This window comes from Acidovorax temperans, from assembly GCF_006716905.1.
GTDB lineage: Bacteria > Pseudomonadota > Gammaproteobacteria > Burkholderiales > Burkholderiaceae_C > Acidovorax > Acidovorax temperans.
Map to the genome: position 1 here is coordinate 1,136,205 of NZ_VFPV01000002.1, position 19,819 is coordinate 1,156,023.

15 protein-coding genes and 1 pseudogene are annotated in these 19,819 nt (G+C 62.3%); 7 read left to right on the forward strand and 9 right to left on the reverse strand.

Features of this window, described 5'->3' with window-relative positions; genetic code table 11:
- The first annotated feature begins 120 nt into the window (after nt 1–120).
- Nucleotides 121–833: pseudogene (locus BDD18_RS13465) on the forward strand (IS5 family transposase).
- Between the two features lie 372 nt (nt 834–1,205).
- Here the strand turns inward: BDD18_RS13465 and BDD18_RS13470 are convergent.
- Entirely contained in the window at nt 1,206–3,155 is a 1,950-nt protein-coding gene (locus BDD18_RS13470; RefSeq protein ID WP_142083707.1) for a PhoX family protein, read from the reverse strand.
- Between the two features lie 204 nt (nt 3,156–3,359).
- Here BDD18_RS13470 and BDD18_RS13475 point away from each other — a divergent pair, with 204 nt between their 5' ends.
- Nucleotides 3,360–4,691, forward strand: coding sequence for an IS1380 family transposase (locus BDD18_RS13475; protein WP_103737289.1), 1,332 nt, complete (start codon nt 3,360–3,362; stop codon nt 4,689–4,691).
- A gap of 299 nt (nt 4,692–4,990) precedes the next feature.
- On the forward strand, nt 4,991–6,322 hold the full coding sequence (locus BDD18_RS13480; RefSeq protein ID WP_103737289.1) for an IS1380 family transposase: 1,332 nt from the start codon (nt 4,991–4,993) through the stop codon (nt 6,320–6,322).
- 535 nt (nt 6,323–6,857) lie between these two features.
- On the opposite strand, the gene BDD18_RS13485 is transcribed toward BDD18_RS13480, so the two are convergent.
- From BDD18_RS13485 to BDD18_RS13500, 4 genes are all read right to left on the reverse strand, one after another.
- Complete coding sequence (locus BDD18_RS13485; RefSeq protein WP_142083709.1) at nt 6,858–7,682, reverse strand: BPSS1780 family membrane protein; 825 nt, start codon at nt 7,680–7,682, stop codon at nt 6,858–6,860.
- 184 nt (nt 7,683–7,866) lie between these two features.
- The gene (locus BDD18_RS13490; protein ID WP_142083710.1) at nt 7,867–8,817 is read right to left on the reverse strand and encodes a homoserine kinase; all 951 of its coding nucleotides are present in this window, start codon (nt 8,815–8,817) and stop codon (nt 7,867–7,869) included.
- A gap of 110 nt (nt 8,818–8,927) precedes the next feature.
- Nucleotides 8,928–9,287, reverse strand: a complete 360-nt coding sequence (locus BDD18_RS13495; protein WP_066695242.1) for a hypothetical protein — start codon at nt 9,285–9,287, stop codon at nt 8,928–8,930.
- 104 nt (nt 9,288–9,391) lie between these two features.
- The gene (locus BDD18_RS13500; RefSeq protein ID WP_066695244.1) at nt 9,392–9,811 is read right to left on the reverse strand and encodes a hypothetical protein; all 420 of its coding nucleotides are present in this window, start codon (nt 9,809–9,811) and stop codon (nt 9,392–9,394) included.
- 142 nt (nt 9,812–9,953) lie between these two features.
- Here BDD18_RS13500 and polA point away from each other — a divergent pair, with 142 nt between their 5' ends.
- Together polA and BDD18_RS13510 are read left to right on the forward strand one after the other, a co-directional pair.
- Complete coding sequence (polA, locus tag BDD18_RS13505) at nt 9,954–12,752, forward strand: DNA polymerase I (RefSeq protein ID WP_142083712.1); 2,799 nt, start codon at nt 9,954–9,956, stop codon at nt 12,750–12,752.
- A gap of 107 nt (nt 12,753–12,859) precedes the next feature.
- Nucleotides 12,860–14,014 carry an OmpH/Skp family outer membrane protein gene (locus BDD18_RS13510; protein ID WP_170207407.1) on the forward strand — a complete coding sequence of 385 codons (1,155 nt, stop codon included), beginning with the start codon at nt 12,860–12,862 and terminating at the stop codon, nt 14,012–14,014.
- Between the two features lie 139 nt (nt 14,015–14,153).
- Here BDD18_RS13510 and BDD18_RS13520 read toward each other — a convergent pair whose 3' ends face one another.
- From BDD18_RS13520 to BDD18_RS13530, 3 genes are all read right to left on the reverse strand, one after another.
- A complete protein-coding gene (locus tag BDD18_RS13520) occupies nt 14,154–15,242 on the reverse strand; it encodes an IS5 family transposase (RefSeq protein ID WP_142083715.1) in 1,089 nt (362 codons plus the stop codon).
- A gap of 109 nt (nt 15,243–15,351) precedes the next feature.
- A complete protein-coding gene (locus BDD18_RS13525) occupies nt 15,352–16,431 on the reverse strand; it encodes an IS630 family transposase (protein WP_142081604.1) in 1,080 nt (359 codons plus the stop codon).
- Between the two features lie 53 nt (nt 16,432–16,484).
- Nucleotides 16,485–16,691, reverse strand: coding sequence for a transposase (locus BDD18_RS13530; protein WP_476723697.1), 207 nt, complete (start codon nt 16,689–16,691; stop codon nt 16,485–16,487).
- 137 nt (nt 16,692–16,828) lie between these two features.
- Here BDD18_RS13530 and BDD18_RS13535 point away from each other — a divergent pair, with 137 nt between their 5' ends.
- Nucleotides 16,829–17,917 carry an IS5 family transposase gene (locus tag BDD18_RS13535; protein ID WP_125958923.1) on the forward strand — a complete coding sequence of 363 codons (1,089 nt, stop codon included), beginning with the start codon at nt 16,829–16,831 and terminating at the stop codon, nt 17,915–17,917.
- Nucleotides 17,918–18,056: 139 nt separating this feature from the next.
- On the opposite strand, the gene BDD18_RS13540 is transcribed toward BDD18_RS13535, so the two are convergent.
- Entirely contained in the window at nt 18,057–18,497 is a 441-nt protein-coding gene (locus BDD18_RS13540) for a hypothetical protein (protein WP_142083717.1), read from the reverse strand.
- Nucleotides 18,498–18,720: 223 nt separating this feature from the next.
- On the opposite strand from BDD18_RS13540, the gene yghU reads away from it, so the two are divergent.
- Complete coding sequence (yghU, locus tag BDD18_RS13545; protein ID WP_142083718.1) at nt 18,721–19,605, forward strand: glutathione-dependent disulfide-bond oxidoreductase; 885 nt, start codon at nt 18,721–18,723, stop codon at nt 19,603–19,605.
- Nucleotides 19,606–19,819: the final 214 nt, after the last annotated feature.

Here is a 19,819-nt window from a genome sequence, read left to right on the forward strand (position 1 = left end):
GCTGTTGAAAGTGTGATCCGGCTAGGGGCTGTTGAGAATCAAGCACAACGGCTCGGAGGGCTGTGATGCAATAGGCGCATGAGCATTCGATGGGTACTGACAGACGAGCAATGGGTCAAGATGGAGCCTCAATGCCTTGGCAAGCCAAGTGATCCTGGACGCAGCGGCACAGACAACCGCCGCTTCGTTGAGGCAGTGCTGTGGATTGCCCGCACAGGCAGCCCCTGGCGAGACCTGCCGCCAGAGTTCGGCAAGTGGAACACGGTGTTCAAACGCTTTAGAGACTGGGTTAAGGCCGATGTGTTCCAACGTCTGTTCGATGCAGTGAGCGAGCAGCCGGACATGGAATATGCGATGGTGGATGCCACGATTGTGAAAGTGCATCGGCACGGCCAGGGGGCAAAAGGGGGACTTCGGGCCAGGCCATAGGCCACTCGAGGGGCGGCATGACCACGAAGATACTGGCGCTGACGGATGCATTGGGCAATCTGGTGAAGTTCGTCTTGATGCCAGGGCAGCGCCACGACACCAAAGGGGTCAGAGAGCTGATTGCCGATGTGCGCTTTGATGCCTTGCTTGCCGACAAGGCCTTCGATGTGAATTGGCTGATCCAGGAGTTGGGTAAGCGCGGGGCGCAGGTGGTGATCTCACAGATGCCCCGCAGGAGAGCGCCACTGGAGATTGACCTGGAGGTCTACAAATGGCGCCACTTGATCGAGAACTTCTTTTGCAAGCTCAAGGAGTTCAAACGTATCGCAATGCGCAGCGACAAGACGGATAGCAGCTTCGCAGCGATGATCTATCTCGCAGCTGGGGTTATCAACTCCCGTTGATTCTCAACGTGCCCTAGCGGTGATCTGCCGCTTGCCAACGCCAGTGTGGTGTGGGCTGGATATCAGTGCACCAACCAATCGCACGGACGAGAGGCTGCGGCCACGGCAGGCCATCGACCCAAGTAGCGCCATGTCCGGCGTGGCTTTGATGAAAGGTTTTGTGCTGATGGGGCTGCCCCAAGTGTGCTCGGGGCGAGGGGTAGCAAGAAGGTACGCGCGGCATACGAGCCAAAGCGGAAGGCGGTGCGGCTGTGGGTGCTGGGTATGGTGATGCCATGTACGCCAGTAAAAAAGCCAGCAGGGCTATGCAGACCGGCTGGCTTTTTGTTGCGCCTTTTGGCGTGCCCCTTGGGTCGGGGCAAGTCCTGAGCTTCAGACCATTTTCATCTGGCTGGGGGTGCCGGTGATGTAGCCTACGGCCGCACCCGACTTGTTCTTGTAGTTGGCGCGGATCATCGGGTCCAGCGTGTCTTTGACGACGTTATGGATGCTGCCCCAGTCACCCGCGTGCTGGAAGTTACTCATGATGTAGGTCCAGCCATTGATTTCGTCCACGGCGTGCAGGCCGGTGGACTCGCTGCCCGAGGGGATCGACATCACGCGCGACAGCTGCTTGGTGTCCACGTTGTAGGCCCACAGGAAGTTGTTGACGTGCTGGCTGCTGTCTTCGCCGATGAACAGGGTGCGCATCTTTTCGGAGAACTTGAGGTTGTCCGGGTTGGCGATGTTGTTGGGGTTGGCGGTGTTGCCCAGGGCGTCGGCGGTGATGTCCTCACCGGCCAGCAGCACCTTGGTGTCCACGGGCATCCATTCGCTGTTGATGGTGCCGCCGGCGGTGTCCTTCTGGCCACCCTTGAGGTTCAGCGCCATCACGGCGCCGGCCACCAGTTGCTTGGGCACCGAGATGCCGTTGCCCGGCACGTTGGCGGCATTGCCTGCCACCATGGACGACTGGACGTTCTGCAGCGCAGAGTAGGCAATCTTGTCCTTGGCGTTGACCGTGGTGCCTTCCATCTTGGTGAAGCCCAGGCTGGCGCCGAGGTAGGCGGCGTAGCGGTGGGTTTCCAGGAAGGCAGCGGCCTTTTCCATGCCAGGGTTCAGCTTGATCCACTCGGTCTTGCCGTTGGCCACGATCTTGGTGTAGCTGGCATCGGCCGGGTCGGTGGTCTTCACGGTCATGATGTCCGTGGGCTTGAGCGTGTTGGCCAGGTTCTCGATCTCGGCGCTGGTGGCCGAGCCCATCTTGATCCAGGTGAGGGGCGCGGCCGTGCCCACCTTGGGGTCGATGGAGAAGCCGCTGCCCACCTTGGCCACGTACAGAGTGCCGGACGACAGGTCTTTTTCCTTGTCGGCCACGAACACGAAGTAGCCGCTGTTGGTGGCGTCGTCGCCCATCAGCGCCGTGCGGTTGTCAGGCATTACCTGCACCAGTTCATGCGAGATGCGGCCCATGCAGAAGTGCTTCTTGATGCTGGCGGTGCCGTCAGGGTTCACCGTCACCTCGGGCATGTGTCCGTAGTGGTAGGGGTTGGCCTTGGTTTCGTCGCCAAGCAGGTTCTTGCTGTAAGCCTTGAACATGGCGTTGCTGGCGATGCTGAACGCATCGGGTTCGTATTCTTCGCTCGACAGGTGGGTGCCCCAGGGCGACAGGCTCGCGCCGCAGGTGATCCACAGGCCGTGCACCTTGGAGGTGTCCACGTTGTGGTACTTCACCAGGCTCAGCTTGCCGGTGGTCTGGTCCTGGTCCAGCGTCAGCACGGCAATGGGCGAGGGCAGCTTGCCGTACATGTCGGTCTTGCCGTCTTGTGCCCAGGTGGTGTATTCAAACTGCACCACGGCAAACACGGCCTTGCCCTTGAGGCCGGTCACGGTGGGGTTGGCCACGGTCAGCAGCGAGGTGCCGTCGGGCGAGTCCGAGAAGTACTGGCGTTCCTTGCCAGCCACCGTGGCGTCGATGATGGGCTTGTTGTTGATGTCGTAGTAGCCACCCGACAGGATGGTGCCGCCCTTGCCGTCGGACACCATGTCGCCCGTCACGAAGAACGGCTGGTAAGCCAGCTGGTACGAGCGTACCGAGTCGTCGCTGAGCTTGATGTTGAGCGTGGAGCCCACGGTGGTGGTGGCCATGGCAGCGGCGTTGGCCAGGGTGGGGGCTGCCATCGAAGTAAAGCTGGCGGAAACGAAGCTGGCAGTGGTGCCGTCGTCACCACCGCCGCAGGCTGTCAAAAAGGAGGTGGCAGCCGTTGCGCCCAGAGGGAGCATGGGAACCCCTGCCAGAAATTGCAGTGCTTTGCGGCGGGTGGTCAGCGAGGATTGGGACATGTCTTGATATTTCCAGTGGGGTATTGCGTTGCTGCAGACCACGCCACATCGGACCCAGTGGGCCAGGCACTGCGGTCGGTGGTCATGATCACCAGCCCGCGATGCTAGCCCGGATATTTCACCGTAGTAGAGCCACAAACGAGGACGGCATTGCCCTTGTGTGCCCGAAAATCCAGGTGTCGAATCTTGATCAACGAGCGGGCAATGCCGAAGCCAAACTGTACCGAAGAAATTGACGTTGGGAGCATGGACTTTGGCCGGTTGGGCCGGCGCGTGGTGCAGGGGTGTTTTGACGGCGGCAGCATGACCAGCGATGGTGGCGTGATGCTGCTTGGCCAGGTCGATCGCAAGCTGGGCTTGATGGATGCGGCGGCGCGCTGCATCGCCGATCCGCGCAATCCGCTACTGATCACGCACGACGTGCGCGACATGTTGCGCCAGCGGGTGTACGGCCTGGCGCTGGGCTGGGAAGACCTCAACGACCACGGTGCTCTGCGCTGTGACGTGGCTGTGCAGACGGCTGTTGGCGTGGACCACGAGATTGCCAGCGCGCCTACGCTTTGCCGACTGGAGAAATGGGCCGACCGTGCCACGGCGTGGCGGCTGCACGAGGTGTTGGTCAATCAGTTCATCGCCAGCTTCGAGAGCGCGCCCGAAGAGTTGGTGCTGGACTTTGATGCCACCGACAACCCGTTGCACGGCCAGCAGGAGGCACGCTTCTTCCATGGTTACTACGACAGCTACTGCTACCTGCCCCTGTACGTGTTCTGCGGCCAGCAACTGCTGTGCGCCTACTTGCGGCCCAGCAACATCGATGCGGCGCAGCACGCTGGGGCTATCCTCAAGCTGCTGGTGCGCCGACTGCGCCAGAGTTGGCCGCAGGTGCGCATCGTGTTTCGGGCCGACTCCGGGTTCTGCCGCCAACGCATCCTGAACTGGTGCGAGCGCGCCGGCGTGCACTACATCGTGGGTCTGGCGCGCAATGCACGGCTGCAGGCGCGCGTGGCGTTTGCCGAACTCTCAATGAAAGACGAATACGAGCGCAGCGGGGCCAAACAGCGCATGGTCGATGAATTCGACTACGCCGCACAGAGCTGGCCGCACGAGCGGCGCGTGATCACGCGGCTTGAATGGGGCGCGCAAGGCTGCAACCCGCGCTTCATCGTGACAAACCTTGCCGGTGATCCCCAGGCGCTGTACGACGGCGTGTACTGCCAGCGCGGCGAGGCGGAGAACCGGATCAAGGAAGCGCAGGTAGGGCTGTTCGCCACGCGCACGAGCTGCCATGTGCTGCGCTCCAACCAACTGCGCATGCTGCTGGCCGCGCTGGGCTACGTGCTGGTAGAGAGGCTGCGCGCGTTGGCGTTGCAGGGCACAGAGCTGGCCACGGCGCAGATCGACACGCTGCGCATGAAGCTGCTCAAGGTGGCGGCAGTGGTGACGCGCAACACGCGGCGCATCCGCCTGTACCTGGCCTCCAACTGGCCCAGTGCGCAGACCTTCGCGCACGCCATGAGCCAGCTGCGCTCACCCTGAACACACCAGCAGCGCCTGGCCGGCGCGATGAAACAAAAACGGCCCGCAACCCAAGCCGGGGTGGGGGTCAGTGCGACCGCATTGCGCATGCCAACCATCACACCCATGGCTGCGGCCAACATCGTGGCCTTGCTCGCTCAAATCCGCGCCGCGATGCCCCGCTGCGCAGGCCGTTGCCTACATGCGTGAAATATCCGGGCTAACCCGGATATTTCACCGTAGTAGAGCCACAAACGAGGACGGCATTGCCCTTGTGTGCCCGAAAATCCAGGTGTCGAATCTTGATCAACGAGCGGGCAATGCCGAAGCCAAACTGTACCGAAGAAATTGACGTTGGGAGCATGGACTTTGGCCGGTTGGGCCGGCGCGTGGTGCAGGGGTGTTTTGACGGCGGCAGCATGACCAGCGATGGTGGCGTGATGCTGCTTGGCCAGGTCGATCGCAAGCTGGGCTTGATGGATGCGGCGGCGCGCTGCATCGCCGATCCGCGCAATCCGCTACTGATCACGCACGACGTGCGCGACATGTTGCGCCAGCGGGTGTACGGCCTGGCGCTGGGCTGGGAAGACCTCAACGACCACGGTGCTCTGCGCTGTGACGTGGCTGTGCAGACGGCTGTTGGCGTGGACCACGAGATTGCCAGCGCGCCTACGCTTTGCCGACTGGAGAAATGGGCCGACCGTGCCACGGCGTGGCGGCTGCACGAGGTGTTGGTCAATCAGTTCATCGCCAGCTTCGAGAGCGCGCCCGAAGAGTTGGTGCTGGACTTTGATGCCACCGACAACCCGTTGCACGGCCAGCAGGAGGCACGCTTCTTCCATGGTTACTACGACAGCTACTGCTACCTGCCCCTGTACGTGTTCTGCGGCCAGCAACTGCTGTGCGCCTACTTGCGGCCCAGCAACATCGATGCGGCGCAGCACGCTGGGGCTATCCTCAAGCTGCTGGTGCGCCGACTGCGCCAGAGTTGGCCGCAGGTGCGCATCGTGTTTCGGGCCGACTCCGGGTTCTGCCGCCAACGCATCCTGAACTGGTGCGAGCGCGCCGGCGTGCACTACATCGTGGGTCTGGCGCGCAATGCACGGCTGCAGGCGCGCGTGGCGTTTGCCGAACTCTCAATGAAAGACGAATACGAGCGCAGCGGGGCCAAACAGCGCATGGTCGATGAATTCGACTACGCCGCACAGAGCTGGCCGCACGAGCGGCGCGTGATCACGCGGCTTGAATGGGGCGCGCAAGGCTGCAACCCGCGCTTCATCGTGACAAACCTTGCCGGTGATCCCCAGGCGCTGTACGACGGCGTGTACTGCCAGCGCGGCGAGGCGGAGAACCGGATCAAGGAAGCGCAGGTAGGGCTGTTCGCCACGCGCACGAGCTGCCATGTGCTGCGCTCCAACCAACTGCGCATGCTGCTGGCCGCGCTGGGCTACGTGCTGGTAGAGAGGCTGCGCGCGTTGGCGTTGCAGGGCACAGAGCTGGCCACGGCGCAGATCGACACGCTGCGCATGAAGCTGCTCAAGGTGGCGGCAGTGGTGACGCGCAACACGCGGCGCATCCGCCTGTACCTGGCCTCCAACTGGCCCAGTGCGCAGACCTTCGCGCACGCCATGAGCCAGCTGCGCTCACCCTGAACACACCAGCAGCGCCTGGCCGGCGCGATGAAACAAAAACGGCCCGCAACCCAAGCCGGGGTGGGGGTCAGTGCGACCGCATTGCGCATGCCAACCATCACACCCATGGCTGCGGCCAACATCGTGGCCTTGCTCGCTCAAATCCGCGCCGCGATGCCCCGCTGCGCAGGCCGTTGCCTACATGCGTGAAATATCCGGGCTAGAAATTTGTTGTGACAGTTCGTTGATGCTTTTGTGACGTTTGCGTGAAAGGTATGGGCCGTTCATGGCAGCGCGTATGCACACGCGGTACCCTGGCAAGCCGCCTTGAGGGGGATAACAAATTTCGCCTGATACCAAGGTCGGTGCCTTTCGCCCCTCAAACTACCGCAGATGCACTGGCTGCTGGTGCTGGAGTGCTCCGTAAGAACTGTGGGCAACGTGAGCTGGCGAAACGGGGCACGCCGGTGATATTTCTGTGCAGCTAGGCCTGCGCAGCCAGCCTGCCGCCTGCACTTGCCGAAGGCTGCGATGTCGGTGCCAGCGCAGTTCGTTTTCAGTTCAGCCCAGCAGTTGGTGGCGTGGGCGGGGTGGTGTCAGGGTGCAGCAGGCTCTCGGGGGGCTCAAAGCAATCCCGGAAGATGAATACCGCGCAGCTCAGGATCATCGTGGCCATCATCATGGCAGCGCCCATCAGCAGGCTGCCGACGCCTTCACCCCCCAGGCCCAGCAGCAGCGAGACGATGCTGATCACCAGCGCCCCCAGCACCCCAATGCCCAGCCAGGTGAACAAGAACACCAGGCAAGCCCCCACGTTGCGCACGCAGGCCATCAGGCTGAAGAACAGGGCCTTCACCGGCGGCACGCCGTGCCAGTGCACCAGGCCCGGCGCATGCCAGAACAGCAGCGACAGCGGCAGCGACAGCACGGTGGCCGTCCACATGGCTTTCTGGAAGCTGGGGTCGGACGCCATTTGCGCCGTCACGGGCGTGCCGTCCATGTAAACCTGGGCGAAGCGCCCGCCGTCCACCAGGGCAGAAATGGCCATGATGCCCAGAAAGCCCGCGGCATACAGCGCACCCAGCAGCAACATGTGGCGCAGGTGCTGGCGGCCTTTGCGGAATGTGATCAGCAGCAGGGCCGGGGTGGGCGTGTGGCCCTGGATCGACTCCCCCGTGGCCACCATCATCGCCAGCGTGACGGAGGGCAGCAGCACCAGCGAGGCGATGTTGCCCAGCACAGGCACGCTGGCCAGGAGCGACATGGCCACAAAAGAGAGGAAGAACAGCGCTGCCAGGGCCAGCGGCTGGCGCCGGAAGGCCTGGATGCCCAGCTTGACCCAGGTGAATCCGGTCTGGGCGGGAACGATGTGGAGTTTCATGGAATGGGTGGTGGTGGGTTCTGGCGGGCCAGGGCGGCTCAGCGCACGCCAGGGCGTGAATTTACCCCAGGGGCGTGCGCCAGGTCAGGGCGAAGGGCTATGGGCGGTGCGCCACGCACCCACCCCGCGGCAGCCCGGCAAACTCCTGGCTTGCAAAGTTGCCTGCACCGGCAGGTGCTGCGCCTCAGGCGTGCAGGGGGTTGGCAATGCGGCCCTGCAGCACCCGCTCGAAATGCGTGGGGTCGTGCGGCTTGAGCATCGACGCCTCGCGCGGCAGGTAAAAGTCCCACAGGCGCGATACCCAAAAGCGCAGGGCGCCAGCGCGCAGCATGGCGGGCAGCAACTCGCGCTCGGCCGCCGTGAGCGCGCGCACCGACTGGTAGGCCGTGAGCATCGCCGCAGCGCGCTCTGCATGGTGTGCGCCCGTGGGCAGGTCAATGCACCAGTCGTTCAGGCACACGGCCAGGTCAAACAGCCAGGTGTCCACCCCCGCAAAGTAAAAGTCGAAGAAGCCGGTGAGGGTGTCTTCGGCAAACATCACGTTGTCGCGGAACAGGTCGGCATGCACCGGGCCACGGGGCAGGGCGGCATAGGTGGACGAGGCCGCCACATGGTTTTGATAAGCCAGTTCCGACTGCAGCAGCGCAGCCTGGGCGGCGTCCAGGTGCGGTAGCACCACGGGCACGGTTTCGTTCCACCAGGGCAGGCCGCGCAGATTGGGCTGGTGGCGGTCAAAGTCGCGCCCCACCAGGTGCATGCGGGCCAGCATGGCGCCCACGGCCGCGCAGTGCACGGGCTCGGGGGCCAACTGGCTCTTGCCGCGCAGCTTGCTCACCACCGCCGCGGGCTTGCCCGCCACGGTGTGCAGGATTTCGCCGTATTTGTCGGCCCGGGGCTCGGGCACGGGGATGCCGCCGTGCGCCAGGTGCTTCATCAGGTGCAGGTAAAACGGCAGTTGCTCGGCCGTCAGGCGCTCGAACAGCGTGAGCACGAATTCACCCTGCGTGCTGGTGAGGAAGTAGTTGGTGTTTTCAATCCCGCCCTCAATGCCGCGCAGTTCGACCAGCTCGCCAATTTGCAGGCGGCGCAGCACTTCGCGTGCATCTTTTTTGGAGACTTCGGTAAAAACGGCCATCGTTCAGCTCAGCGGGGGAAAAGCAGGGGCGGGGGAAAAGAGGCAAGCCAAAGCCAGGGGGTAGGCTCCGGCGCCTGCAATGCAGCACGGGCACAGGCGCCCGCGCAGGCTCAGAACTTCATCACGTTCCAGACACGGGGCGCGGTGTTGGTTTCAGCACCGCTGTTGCTGCCGCTGCGGCTGCGTGCGCCGTCGGGCGACTTCACTTCGTAGGCGGGCATGTCGCTGCCCTTGGGCTGCACGTTGATGCTTTGCGTTTGGCCGCCCACGCGCAGCTCGTCCACGCGGCTGCCGCCGTCTTCCACCCGAATGCGTTCAGCGCGCTGGTTGCCACGGCCGCCAAGTTGCTCTGGATTTGATAGCTGCTCGCGCTTTTCCACATTGCCCTGGGTGGCATTTTGGTTGGTATTTTGGGCCAGCAGGGGGCTGGACGCCAAGCCCAGCAAGAGAAAAAGTTGAAGTGCGCGCATGGCGCCGATTGTAGGCGGGGCAGGCTGCGCGCCTGGGGGCAGCGGGCAGAGCCAGTGTTTGCCTGCCGCTGCTGTGTGGCGCGCCGGGGGCAACCGTCAGGCCATCAGGGGTGCTTGGGGCACACGCCCGCTTCGCACGGCACCGTGCGCTGCGCGATGAAGGCGCCAAACTTCTTGCCCAGCTGCCCCATCTGCACGCACACATCGCCGCGCGCGTCAAAGGCATAGCCCTGCTGGCCCGACGCGTTGAGCAGTTCCACCTTGGCCAGTGCCAGTTTGGCGAACTGGTCGGGGTGGTGCCACTGCTCGGCGCAAATGTTGTGGAAGACGAAGGTCGAGTACACCAGCTCGCTCACGGCGGGCTTGTCCATCTGCAGCCGCAGCACGCCGTTGTCCAGTTGCGCAGATTTGATTGCGTTGCCGCGCAGCGACTTGTTCAGTGGCGCGGGCAGGTGGTTCAGATCCGTCTCAGCCACCGCCAGGGTGCACGCAGCGCTGAGCAGCAATGCCAGCATTTTTTTCATGGTTGACCTTTGTCCGTTGAACTGCCGCAGCAGCGGGTGGCGAAGTGCCAGCGCCGTGGGGCGCGTTATTTTGCCGGCTTTCGGGCCCCGCGCCGCTGCCAAGCGCCTGCGGTGGCTGGCGGTTCGTGTGCACAATCCGTGCATGACTGACAAAAAGACCTTGGTGCTGGTGGATGGCTCCAGCTACCTCTACCGCGCCTTCCACGCCATGCCCGACCTGCGGGCCGTGCCGGGCGACCCTACCAGCCCTGCCACCGGTGCCATTCGCGGCATGATCAACATGATGCAGGCCCTGCGCAAAGAGGTGGTGGCCGACTACGCCGTGTGCGTGTTCGACGCCTCGGGCCCCACCTTCCGCGACGCGCTGTACACCGAATACAAGGCCACGCGCTCGCCCATGCCCGACGACCTGCGCAGCCAGATCGAGCCCATCCACCAGGTAGTGGACTTGCTGGGCTGGAAGGTGGTGGCTGTGCCCGGCGTGGAAGCCGACGACGTGATCGCCACCCTGGCCCACACGGCCGCCGCACAGGGCATGGAGGTCATCGTGTCCAGCGGCGACAAAGACCTGAGCCAACTGGTCAACGAGCACATCACCATCATCGACACCATGAGCGGCAAGCGCCGCGACGTGGCGGGCGTGACGGCCGAGTTTGGCGTGCCCCCTGCACTGATGGTGGACTACCAGGCCCTGGTGGGCGACACCGTGGACAACGTGCCCGGCGTGACCAAGGTCGGCCCCAAAACCGCCGCCAAGTGGCTGGAAGAATACGGCTCGCTCGACAACCTGATTGCCAACGCCGATGCCATCAAGGGCGTGGCGGGCAACAACCTGCGCGAGGCCATTGCAAGCGGCCAACTGGCCTTGAGCCGCCAGCTCGTCACCATGAAGACCGACTGTGCGCTGGCCGACTACATTCCCGGCCTGCCCGCGTTTGACGACATCACACTGGATGCGCCCGACAACGAGGGCCTGCTGCCGTTTTACGAAAAGTACGGCTTCAAGGGCCTGGCCGCCGCCATCAAGGGCGCTGCAGCCCCGGCCACAGCAGCCCCCACCGTCGCCATGCCCGGCCAAAGCGGCGACCTGTTCGCGGACCACTCCGCCAGCACCGTGGCCGAAGAAGCCCAGCACCGCACGGTGGTGTACGACACCATCCTCAACTGGGCCGACTTTGACCAGTGGCTAGAGCGCCTGCACAAAGCCCCGCTCACGGCCATCGACACCGAGACCGATTCGCTGGACGAGATGCGCGCGCAAATCGTCGGCATCAGCTTCAGCGTGCAGCCCGGCGAAGCCGCCTACATCCCCCTGCGCCACGAAGGCCCCGATGCGCCCGCGCAGTTGCCGCTGGATGAAGTGCTCGCCCGCCTCAAGCCCTGGCTGGAAGACCCCAAGCACCCCAAGCTGGGCCAGCACATCAAGTACGACCGCCATGTGTTCGCCAACCACGGCATTGAGGTGCAGGGCTACGCGCACGACACCATGCTGCAAAGCTACGTGCTCGAAGTGCACAAACCCCACAACCTGACCAGCCTGGCCGAGCGCCACACTGGCCGCAAAGGCATCAGCTACGAAGACCTGTGCGGCAAAGGCGCGCACCAGATCCCGTTTGCGCAGGTGCCCGTGGACAAAGCTGCCGCCTACTCGTGCGAAGACTCTGACCAGACGCTGGACGTGCACAACGCCCTGTGGCCCCTGCTGCAGGCGGACGACAAATTGCGCTTCATCTACGAGCTGGAGATTGCGAGCAGTGAGGCCCTGTACCGCATCGAACGCAACGGCGTGCTGATTGACGCACCCACGCTGGCCGCCCAAAGCCACGAACTGGGCCAGCGCATCCTGCAGCTCGAAACCGAGGCGTATGAGATTGCCGGCCAGCCCTTCAACCTGAGCAGCCCCAAGCAGCTGGGCGAAATCTTCTTCGACAAGCTGGGCATGCCCGTGGTGAAGAAGACCGCCACCGGTGCCCGCAGCACCGACGAAGAAGTGCTGGAAAAACTGGCCGAGGACTACCCCCTGCCCGCCAAGCTGCTGGAGCACCGCAGCCTCGTCAAGCTCAAAGGCACCTACACCGACAAGCTCGCCCAACTGGCCCTCCCACGCACCGGCCGCGTGCACACCCACTACGCGCAGGCCGTGGCCGTGACCGGGCGGCTGTCCAGCAACGACCCCAACCTGCAGAACATCCCCATCCGCACCCCCGAAGGCCGCCGCGTGCGCGAGGCCTTTGTGGCCCCCGCAGGCCGCGTGATCGCCAGCGCCGACTACTCCCAAATCGAGCTGCGCATCATGGCCCACCTGAGCGGCGACCACTCGCTGCTGCACGCCTTCCACGCCGGGCTGGACGTGCACCGCGCCACCGCTGCCGAAGTGTTTGGGGTGGAGGTCGATCAGGTCACCAGCGAGCAACGCCGCTACGCCAAGGTCATCAACTTTGGCCTCATCTACGGCATGAGCAGCTTCGGCCTGGCCAAAAACTTAGGCATCGAAACCAAGGCCGCAGCCGCCTACATCGACAAATACTTCCAGCGCTACCCCGGCGTGAAGCAGTACATGGACGACACCAAGGCCGCCGCCAAATCCATGGGCTATGTCGAAACCGTGTTTGGCCGCCGCCTGTACCTGCCCGAAATCAACTCCCCCAACGGCCCCCGCCGCGCCGGGGCCGAACGCGCCGCCATCAACGCGCCCATGCAGGGCACAGCGGCCGACCTCATCAAGCTGGCCATGGTGGCGGTGCAGAAGGAGCTGGACGCCCACAAGCCGGACATCAAGATGATCATGCAGGTGCACGACGAACTGGTGTTCGAGCTGCCCGAGAGCGAGGTGGACTGGCTCAAAACCCACATCCCGCGCCTGATGGCGGAGGTGGCTGCGCTGAAGGTGCCGTTATTGGCTGAGGTGGGGGTGGGGGCTAATTGGGATAAGGCGCATTGAGCGACCGTGGCCGACGGACTGGAACTGTCTGTCGCGCTCCATAGCATGGGAGGGAACGTATGCCGAATCAGCTCTACAAAATTCCGCGTGTGACAGACGTTCAAATCGTGCACGCGTTGACCAAACTTGGCAAAGAGTTTGGCGATTTCGATGTCTCCGCCAATGCGATGCAGCATGGGCTGGGATCTGTGAGGTTTCCCGGTGAACCAGCGCTGCCTGCCTGGCAGCAGGTCATTGCACTAAATAGTGAACTCATTGACCATTTCACTGCAGGTATTGTCGGCATATCTGTAACTTACTACAGGGGCGGAAGTACTGGAGACCCAGTTCAAAAGTCCCCCGTGCTTGACGACCTTTTTATTGACCTTAATGGCGTCGATCCAGGACGCCTGAAGGCGGCGGCTGCGGTTCTTGCAGCTTTTCGCCCGGTATCTGTACCGAAATCAGCCAAAGCCAGTGAAGCAGTTTTGGCGCAACAGGCCATTCAAGAGTCGACGTTTGCCCGACTTCAAAAGCAACTCGAAGAGCTTTTTGCGCAGACGATCCAAGTTCGCCAGCAGCTTGATGATTCTGTGCGGCAGAAAACTGAAGAGTTGGAGGCGGCGTTTTTAGCCAAGCAGCATGCTGCTGATGAGGAGATCAACAGACGGCAAGCCGACTTGCAAGAAAGGCATGACGAGCTTCAGCGTCGCGCTCAGGAGTTGGATGACAGCGACAACACCTTTGCGCGTCGAAAGATTCGTGATGGCATGCTCAATGATGTAACCGAGCGAGTCAAAAATTTTGACGTGTCCAACGCTACGCGGAATGCTCGTAGGCCTGTGGAATGGGGTATGCGAAGCTTGATCTTTCTTTTTATTCTGTTGATGGCATGGACGGGGTTCGAGCTGTTCACGAGTCGTGCGGCGCAGACGTCAATCGAAGCAGCCGTTACACACATCCGAGAAGCCGCGTCACCGGCAGCGTCTCCCGCATCCTCTGTGTCTGCAAATCTGGGGCTTGCTACATCAATGCTGCACGACGCGTCGACTGAACGTATTGCACTTTGGATTCGCTTCTCCTTGTTAACGATCGGTCTCGTTGGAGCAATCCTTTACTACATCCGCTGGCAGAGCCGTTGGGCGGAGCAATTCGCGGCTACCGAAAACTCCCTCAAGCAATTTCACTTAGACGTGAACCGTACGAATTGGGTAGTGGAAACGTGCCTAGAGTGGCGAAAAGAGTCTGACTCTGCTATCCCACTTTCTCTAGCAGGCCGTTGAAAAAGTGGGCATCGAACGCATCAGGGACGCTGTTTTCGAAGAAACGAGTGGCCCAGACGCGTCTGCGCAGCGATTGCACCGGCCAATCTGGCCTGTTTGCAGGCCATCTCGCCCATTTCGGGCGCACGTATCCCCGGGCTCACGCATGATGCGCGTCCCACCAGCCACCCAGACTGCCCATGCGCACCAGGTTGTAGGTGGCAAAGCACAGCAGCGCCTGGCCCGCGAGCTTGGCCTGACCGATCAGCTTGGTCTTGGCCAGACCACCCACGGTCTTGATCCAGCCAAAGGCCTCCTCGATGCGCTTGCGCACCTTCAGGCTGGTCTTGTAGCTCTCGTGCCGCGTGACTCTGGCGTCGACCGCCGAGTGCTTGTCCTTGGCCGCCACGTGTGGCGTGACCAAAAGCCGGCGGCAGCCCTTGATGAAGGCCTTGCTGTCGTAGCCCTTGTCGGCCCCGACCGTGGCCCGCTTGTTCCTGTTGCCCCGGCGCCCCAGCATGGCCAGCGCCGCTTCGCGCTCGGCGGTGCCACTGGCGTGGGTGATCTCAACATCCACGATCAGCCCGTTGCGGTTTTCCATGAGGATGTGCCCCATGTGGCACAGGCGGGACTTGTCACCCGCGCTCTTCTTGAACAACCGTGCATCAGCGTCCGTGGTGCTTTGGTGGGTGTCGTTGCAGCGCTCCTGTCCTTTGAAGTCCACCTCGGGATTGCGTCCGGGCGGCGTGTCGCTGTCATCGTCTTTGCGCTTGAAGCTCTTGTGCGAGGCCCAGGCTTCGATGAGCGTGCCGTCCACGCTGAAGTGCTCGTCGCTGGCAAGCCGCCCCCACTGGGCGCTGAGCTTGACGCGCTCGAAGAAGGCACGGGCGAGGTCTTCGTTGAACAAGCGTTCGCGGTTGGCGCTGAAGGTGGAGTGGTCCCAGACCTTGTCTTCGATGTTCAGGCCCACGAACCAGCGGTACAGCAGGTTGTAGCTGACCGCCTCGACCAGTTGGCGCTCGCTGCGGATGGAGAACAGGATCTGCAGCAGCAAGGCCTTGAGCAGCATCTCCGGCGGCACCGAGGGGCGGCCCCGGCGGGCGTACACCGCGTCGAACTCGCGGTTCATCGTCGCCAGCAGCGCATCGACTGCGGCGCGCAGTTTGCGCAGCGGGTGTGTCGCCGGTACCCGCTCTTCAAGGCTGATGTAGCTGAACATCGCCCCCTGGAAGTCTTGGTTGCCTCTCATCGTCCTCGTCTGGGTTGTTCGCCGATGGCTTCAGATCGTACTGGCCGAGGCCAGCGTCGGCGGGGGATTTTTTCAACGGCCTGCTAGTGTGGTGTCTCAAAAGTAAGCATCAAATAATGGTACTCGCTGCCCGCGCCACAGATGCCAAGATGGTGTCCGCACTTTTATGCCACACGAACGGCTTGGGATCCTCGTTGTGACGATCAATGTATTCCCGTATGGATTGCTCCAGCTGAGCAACGCTGGTGTGGGCGCTGCGCTTGATCCACTGCTCGCTGATCTGGCTAAAGAAACGCTCGACCAGATTGAGCCAGGACGCTGAGGTGGGCGTGAAGTGAACGTGGTAGCGAGGATGGGCTGCTAGCCAGGCCCGCACTGCCTGCGTCTTGTGCGTGCCGTAGTTGTCCATGATCAGGTGAATGTCTTGTTCGCCAGGCACCGCTGCATCGATGGCTTTGAGGAACTGCAGGAATTCCACACTGCGGTGACGGCGCTTGAGCTGTCCTATGACTTTGCCAGTGGCCACATCCAGCGCTGCAAACAGCGACGTTGTGCCATGGCGCTTGTAATCGTGCGTGCGCATGCTGGGTTTGCCAAACGTCAGTGGTAACCCTGGTTGGGTGCGATCCAGAGCCTGGATCTGGCTCTTCTCGTCCACGCACAGCACCAAGGCGCGATCGGGTGGTGCCATATACAGCCCCACCACATCCCGTACCTTGTCCACGAAATGGGGATCCGTCGATAGCTTGAAGGTTTCTTGCAGGTGCGGCTTCAGCCCAAAGGCATGCCAGATGCGCTGCACCGTCGCGGGCGATACGCCAGCGTGCCGACTCATCTGGCGCACGCTCCAGTGCGTGGCGTTGTCAGGCTTGCTCTGGCGAACCTTGTCCACAATGAGCTGAACCTGCTCGTCGCCCACACTGCGCGGGCGGCCAGCGCGCGGGGCATCGGTCAAACCCGCCAGACGATACGCCCGGTAGCGCCGCCGCCACTTGGAGACAGTTTGCACCGTCGTGCCCAAGCGTTGGGCAATCATGGTGCCCGACTCCCCATCTGCGCAGCCCAGCACGATTCGCATGCGCAGCTTCTCGTCCTCGGGCGCTTTGCGTACGCGCAGTCGCGCATGCAGCTCTGCCCGCTCGGCATCGGTGATCTGCAGCTTCGTGGCGGGGCGTCCAGGGTGGGCCATCAGCGTAGTCTCCTATAAGGAAGCTGATTCGACCAACACCGGTCAAAATAGTTCTATCTATTTTTGAGACACCACACTAGGCCAATGGGCGGGCGGCCGTTGCCTGCCTTGGGGTAGTGCGGCTCTATCACCTGACACAGAGCGGCCCATGGCACTATTGTCTGCATGGTCCGCAAGAACTCTTCGCGTCGGGTGGGTTTGCGCGAATGCTCGAATCCGTTGTCTTGATCTGCGGCCATTGCCAGGGTCTGCTGCTTCATCTGCGGATAACGTTTGACCCCCCTCAACGGTGGACCTTAATCAGCGTTGCCTTAACAGGCCGTTGAAAAATCCTTCGCCGCCGCCCGTGTGGGCCGCTACGATCTGAAGCCATCCAAGAACGACCCAGACAAGAAAGATGAGAGGCAACCAAGACTTCCAGGGGGCGATGTTCAGCTACATCAGCCTTGAAGAGCGCGTGCCAGCGGCACACCCGCTGCGCAAGTTGCGCGCCGTGGTCGATGCGCTGCTGGCGACGATGCACAGCGAGTTCGAAGCGGTGTATGCCCGCCGCGGGCGCCCCTCGGTGCCGCCCGAGATGCTGCTCAAGGCCTTGCTGCTGCAGATCCTGTTCTCCATCCGCAGCGAGCGCCAACTGGTCGAGGCGGTCAACTACAACCTGCTGTACCGCTGGTTCGTGGGCCTGAACATCGAAGACAAGGTCTGGGACCACTCCACCTTCAGCGCCAACCGCGAACGCTTGTTCAACGAAGACCTCGCCCGTGCCTTCTTCGAGCGCGTCAAGCTCAGCGCCCAGTGGGGGCGGCTTGCCAGCGACGAGCACTTCAGCGTGGACGGCACGCTCATCGAAGCCTGGGCCTCGCACAAGAGCTTCAAGCGCAAAGACGATGACAGCGACACGCCGCCCGGACGCAATCCCGAGGTGGACTTCAAAGGACAGGAGCGCTGCAACGACACCCACCAAAGCACCACGGACGCTGATGCACGGTTGTTCAAGAAGAGCGCGGGTGACAAGTCCCGCCTGTGCCACATGGGGCACATCCTCATGGAAAACCGCAACGGGCTGATCGTGGATGTTGAGATCACCCACGCCAGTGGCACCGCCGAGCGCGAAGCGGCGCTGGCCATGCTGGGGCGCCGGGGCAACAGGAACAAGCGGGCCACGGTCGGGGCCGACAAGGGCTACGACAGCAAGGCCTTCATCAAGGGCTGCCGCCGGCTTTTGGTCACGCCACACGTGGCGGCCAAGGACAAGCACTCGGCGGTCGACGCCAGAGTCACGCGGCACGAGAGCTACAAGACCAGCCTGAAGGTGCGCAAGCGCATCGAGGAGGCCTTTGGCTGGATCAAGACCGTGGGTGGTCTGGCCAAGACCAAGCTGATCGGTCAGGCCAAGCTCGCGGGCCAGGCGCTGCTGTGCTTTGCCACCTACAACCTGGTGCGCATGGGCAGTCTGGGTGGCTGGTGGGACGCGCATCATGCGTGAGCCATGGGATACGTGCGCCCGAAACGGGCAAAACGGCCTGCAAACAGGCCGAAATGGCCCTCGAATTTGATTCGTGGGCGCGTCTGGGCGACTTGCTTCTTCGAAATCCACGACCTTGATGCGTTCGAAGAGCACTTTTTCAACGGCCTGTTAACCCTCGTGCTGTTTGCTTCTGATCTTCTCGAATTTCATCAAGGCGTTTTTTGTAATCAATGCTGTGTGTGAATTGGTACTTGGGCGTATAGAGTCCAAACGACTCCAGTAAAACGGTATCTTCCGCGCCCAAAATTTGCTGTTGAACTACCCGTAGTTGGGCGCGTACCGCATCCAGATCTGTATGCGCTGAGGCCACCTGTGCTTTTATGTTGGCAAGCTGTGTTTCTTCAGCCTGAATTTGCTTTTTTACTGCCAGCAGATCCAGTATCCCGATCTCCCGGGCCTTTGTCTCGAGATCGTCGAACTTGGCTTGAAGCGCATTTAGCTCGGCGTGACCTTGCTGCCGTTGCGCTTCCAATTCGACTTCCAGCCGCGCCGCCACAGCCTTGTATTCAGGACCTTTGAAGTAGTCGCCTAAAGCCATATTGCTCCCTCCTGCTTTTGCTCAAGTGTATGGGGGTAAAACGCCAGTCGTACCAGGTGCCGACGTTAACCATGGCCATGGATGATCTTTGCCTTCGTCTCCTCAGTAGGTCTGCTCCCAAGGCCATTCGTGAGGGCCCAGCAGACCCTAAATCGCGTCGTTAAACTCACTCGGCAATCGCTAGCAACTTCGCTAGATCCCCACTTTTCTCTCGGAGTCCCGCATGGCTACCCCCACCCCCTACACCCCACCCTCCATCTGGCAATGGAACAAAGAAAACGGCGGCCAGTTCGCCAGCATCAATCGGCCCATTGCAGGGGCTACGCACGACAAAGAGCTGCCCGTGGGCAAGCACCCGCTGCAGCTCTATTCGATGGGCACGCCCAATGGCGTGAAGGTCACGATCATGCTGGAAGAGCTGCTGGCGCTGGGCCACAGCGGGGCGGAGTACGACGCGTGGCTGATCCGCATTGGCGATGGCGACCAGTTTGGCAGCGGGTTTGTGGGCATCAATCCCAACTCCAAAATTCCGGCGCTGCAAGACCGCACGGACCCTGCCAACCCTGTGCGGGTGTTTGAGTCCGGAGCCATCCTGATGTATCTGGCCGAGAAGTTTGGTGCCTTTTTGCCCAAAGATGGCGCGGCTCGGGCCGAGTGCCTGTCGTGGTTGTTCTGGCAGATGGGCAGTGCGCCGTTTGTGGGTGGCGGGTTTGGGCATTTTTATGCCTACGCGCCGGTCAAGATCGAGTACGCGATTGACCGTTATGCCATGGAAACCAAGCGCCAGCTGGATGTGCTGAACCAGCGCCTGGCCGTGACGGAATACGTAGCGGGCAATGAGTACACCGTGGCCGACATGGCGATCTGGCCCTGGTATGGCCTGATGGTGAAGGGCGAGGCCTACGACGCAGGCGAGTTTTTGCAGGTGCATGAGTACTCCCATGTGCTGCGCTGGGCTGAGCAGATTGCACAGCGCCCAGCAGTGCGCCGTGGCCGCATGGTGAACCGGGTGCGCGGTGACCTGGCCAGCCAGTTGCATGAGCGGCATGATGCGAGCGACTTTGAGACGAAGACGCAGGACAAGCTGACGGCCAAACAGGCGGCTTGAGGCGGCGTGAGGCGGGCGGCCCGCCTGGGCTTGGCGGGGCTGCCGAATTGGCTTTGTGCATGAAAACGGCTGCTGGCGCTTGATAATCAAGCGCCAGCAGCTATCTTTTTTTTTGATAGTGATGGAATGGGTGGCGATGGCACCGCTGCGATGTGTGGTGTGCCGCAACCGCCATCACGCAACTGCCTTGGGCCGCACTGCGCGGGCTTTGACA

Excerpts from the sequence above, each read along its gene's own strand:
- BDD18_RS13470 (WP_142083707.1), bottom strand. The coding sequence starts at position 3,155 with ATGTCCCAATCCTCGCTGACCACCCGCCGCAAAGCACTGCAATTTCTG.
- BDD18_RS13475 (WP_103737289.1), top strand. The coding sequence starts at position 3,360 with ATGCCGAAGCCAAACTGTACCGAAGAAATTGACGTTGGGAGCATGGAC.
- BDD18_RS13480 (WP_103737289.1), top strand. The coding sequence starts at position 4,991 with ATGCCGAAGCCAAACTGTACCGAAGAAATTGACGTTGGGAGCATGGAC.
- BDD18_RS13485 (WP_142083709.1), bottom strand. The coding sequence starts at position 7,682 with ATGAAACTCCACATCGTTCCCGCCCAGACCGGATTCACCTGGGTCAAG.
- BDD18_RS13490 (WP_142083710.1), bottom strand. The coding sequence starts at position 8,817 with ATGGCCGTTTTTACCGAAGTCTCCAAAAAAGATGCACGCGAAGTGCTG.
- BDD18_RS13495 (WP_066695242.1), bottom strand. The coding sequence starts at position 9,287 with ATGCGCGCACTTCAACTTTTTCTCTTGCTGGGCTTGGCGTCCAGCCCC.
- BDD18_RS13500 (WP_066695244.1), bottom strand. The coding sequence starts at position 9,811 with ATGAAAAAAATGCTGGCATTGCTGCTCAGCGCTGCGTGCACCCTGGCG.
- polA (WP_142083712.1), top strand. The coding sequence starts at position 9,954 with ATGACTGACAAAAAGACCTTGGTGCTGGTGGATGGCTCCAGCTACCTC.
- BDD18_RS13520 (WP_142083715.1), bottom strand. The coding sequence starts at position 15,242 with ATGAGAGGCAACCAAGACTTCCAGGGGGCGATGTTCAGCTACATCAGC.
- BDD18_RS13525 (WP_142081604.1), bottom strand. The coding sequence starts at position 16,431 with ATGGCCCACCCTGGACGCCCCGCCACGAAGCTGCAGATCACCGATGCC.
- BDD18_RS13530 (WP_476723697.1), bottom strand. The coding sequence starts at position 16,691 with ATGAAGCAGCAGACCCTGGCAATGGCCGCAGATCAAGACAACGGATTC.
- BDD18_RS13535 (WP_125958923.1), top strand. The coding sequence starts at position 16,829 with ATGAGAGGCAACCAAGACTTCCAGGGGGCGATGTTCAGCTACATCAGC.
- BDD18_RS13540 (WP_142083717.1), bottom strand. The coding sequence starts at position 18,497 with ATGGCTTTAGGCGACTACTTCAAAGGTCCTGAATACAAGGCTGTGGCG.
- yghU (WP_142083718.1), top strand. The coding sequence starts at position 18,721 with ATGGCTACCCCCACCCCCTACACCCCACCCTCCATCTGGCAATGGAAC.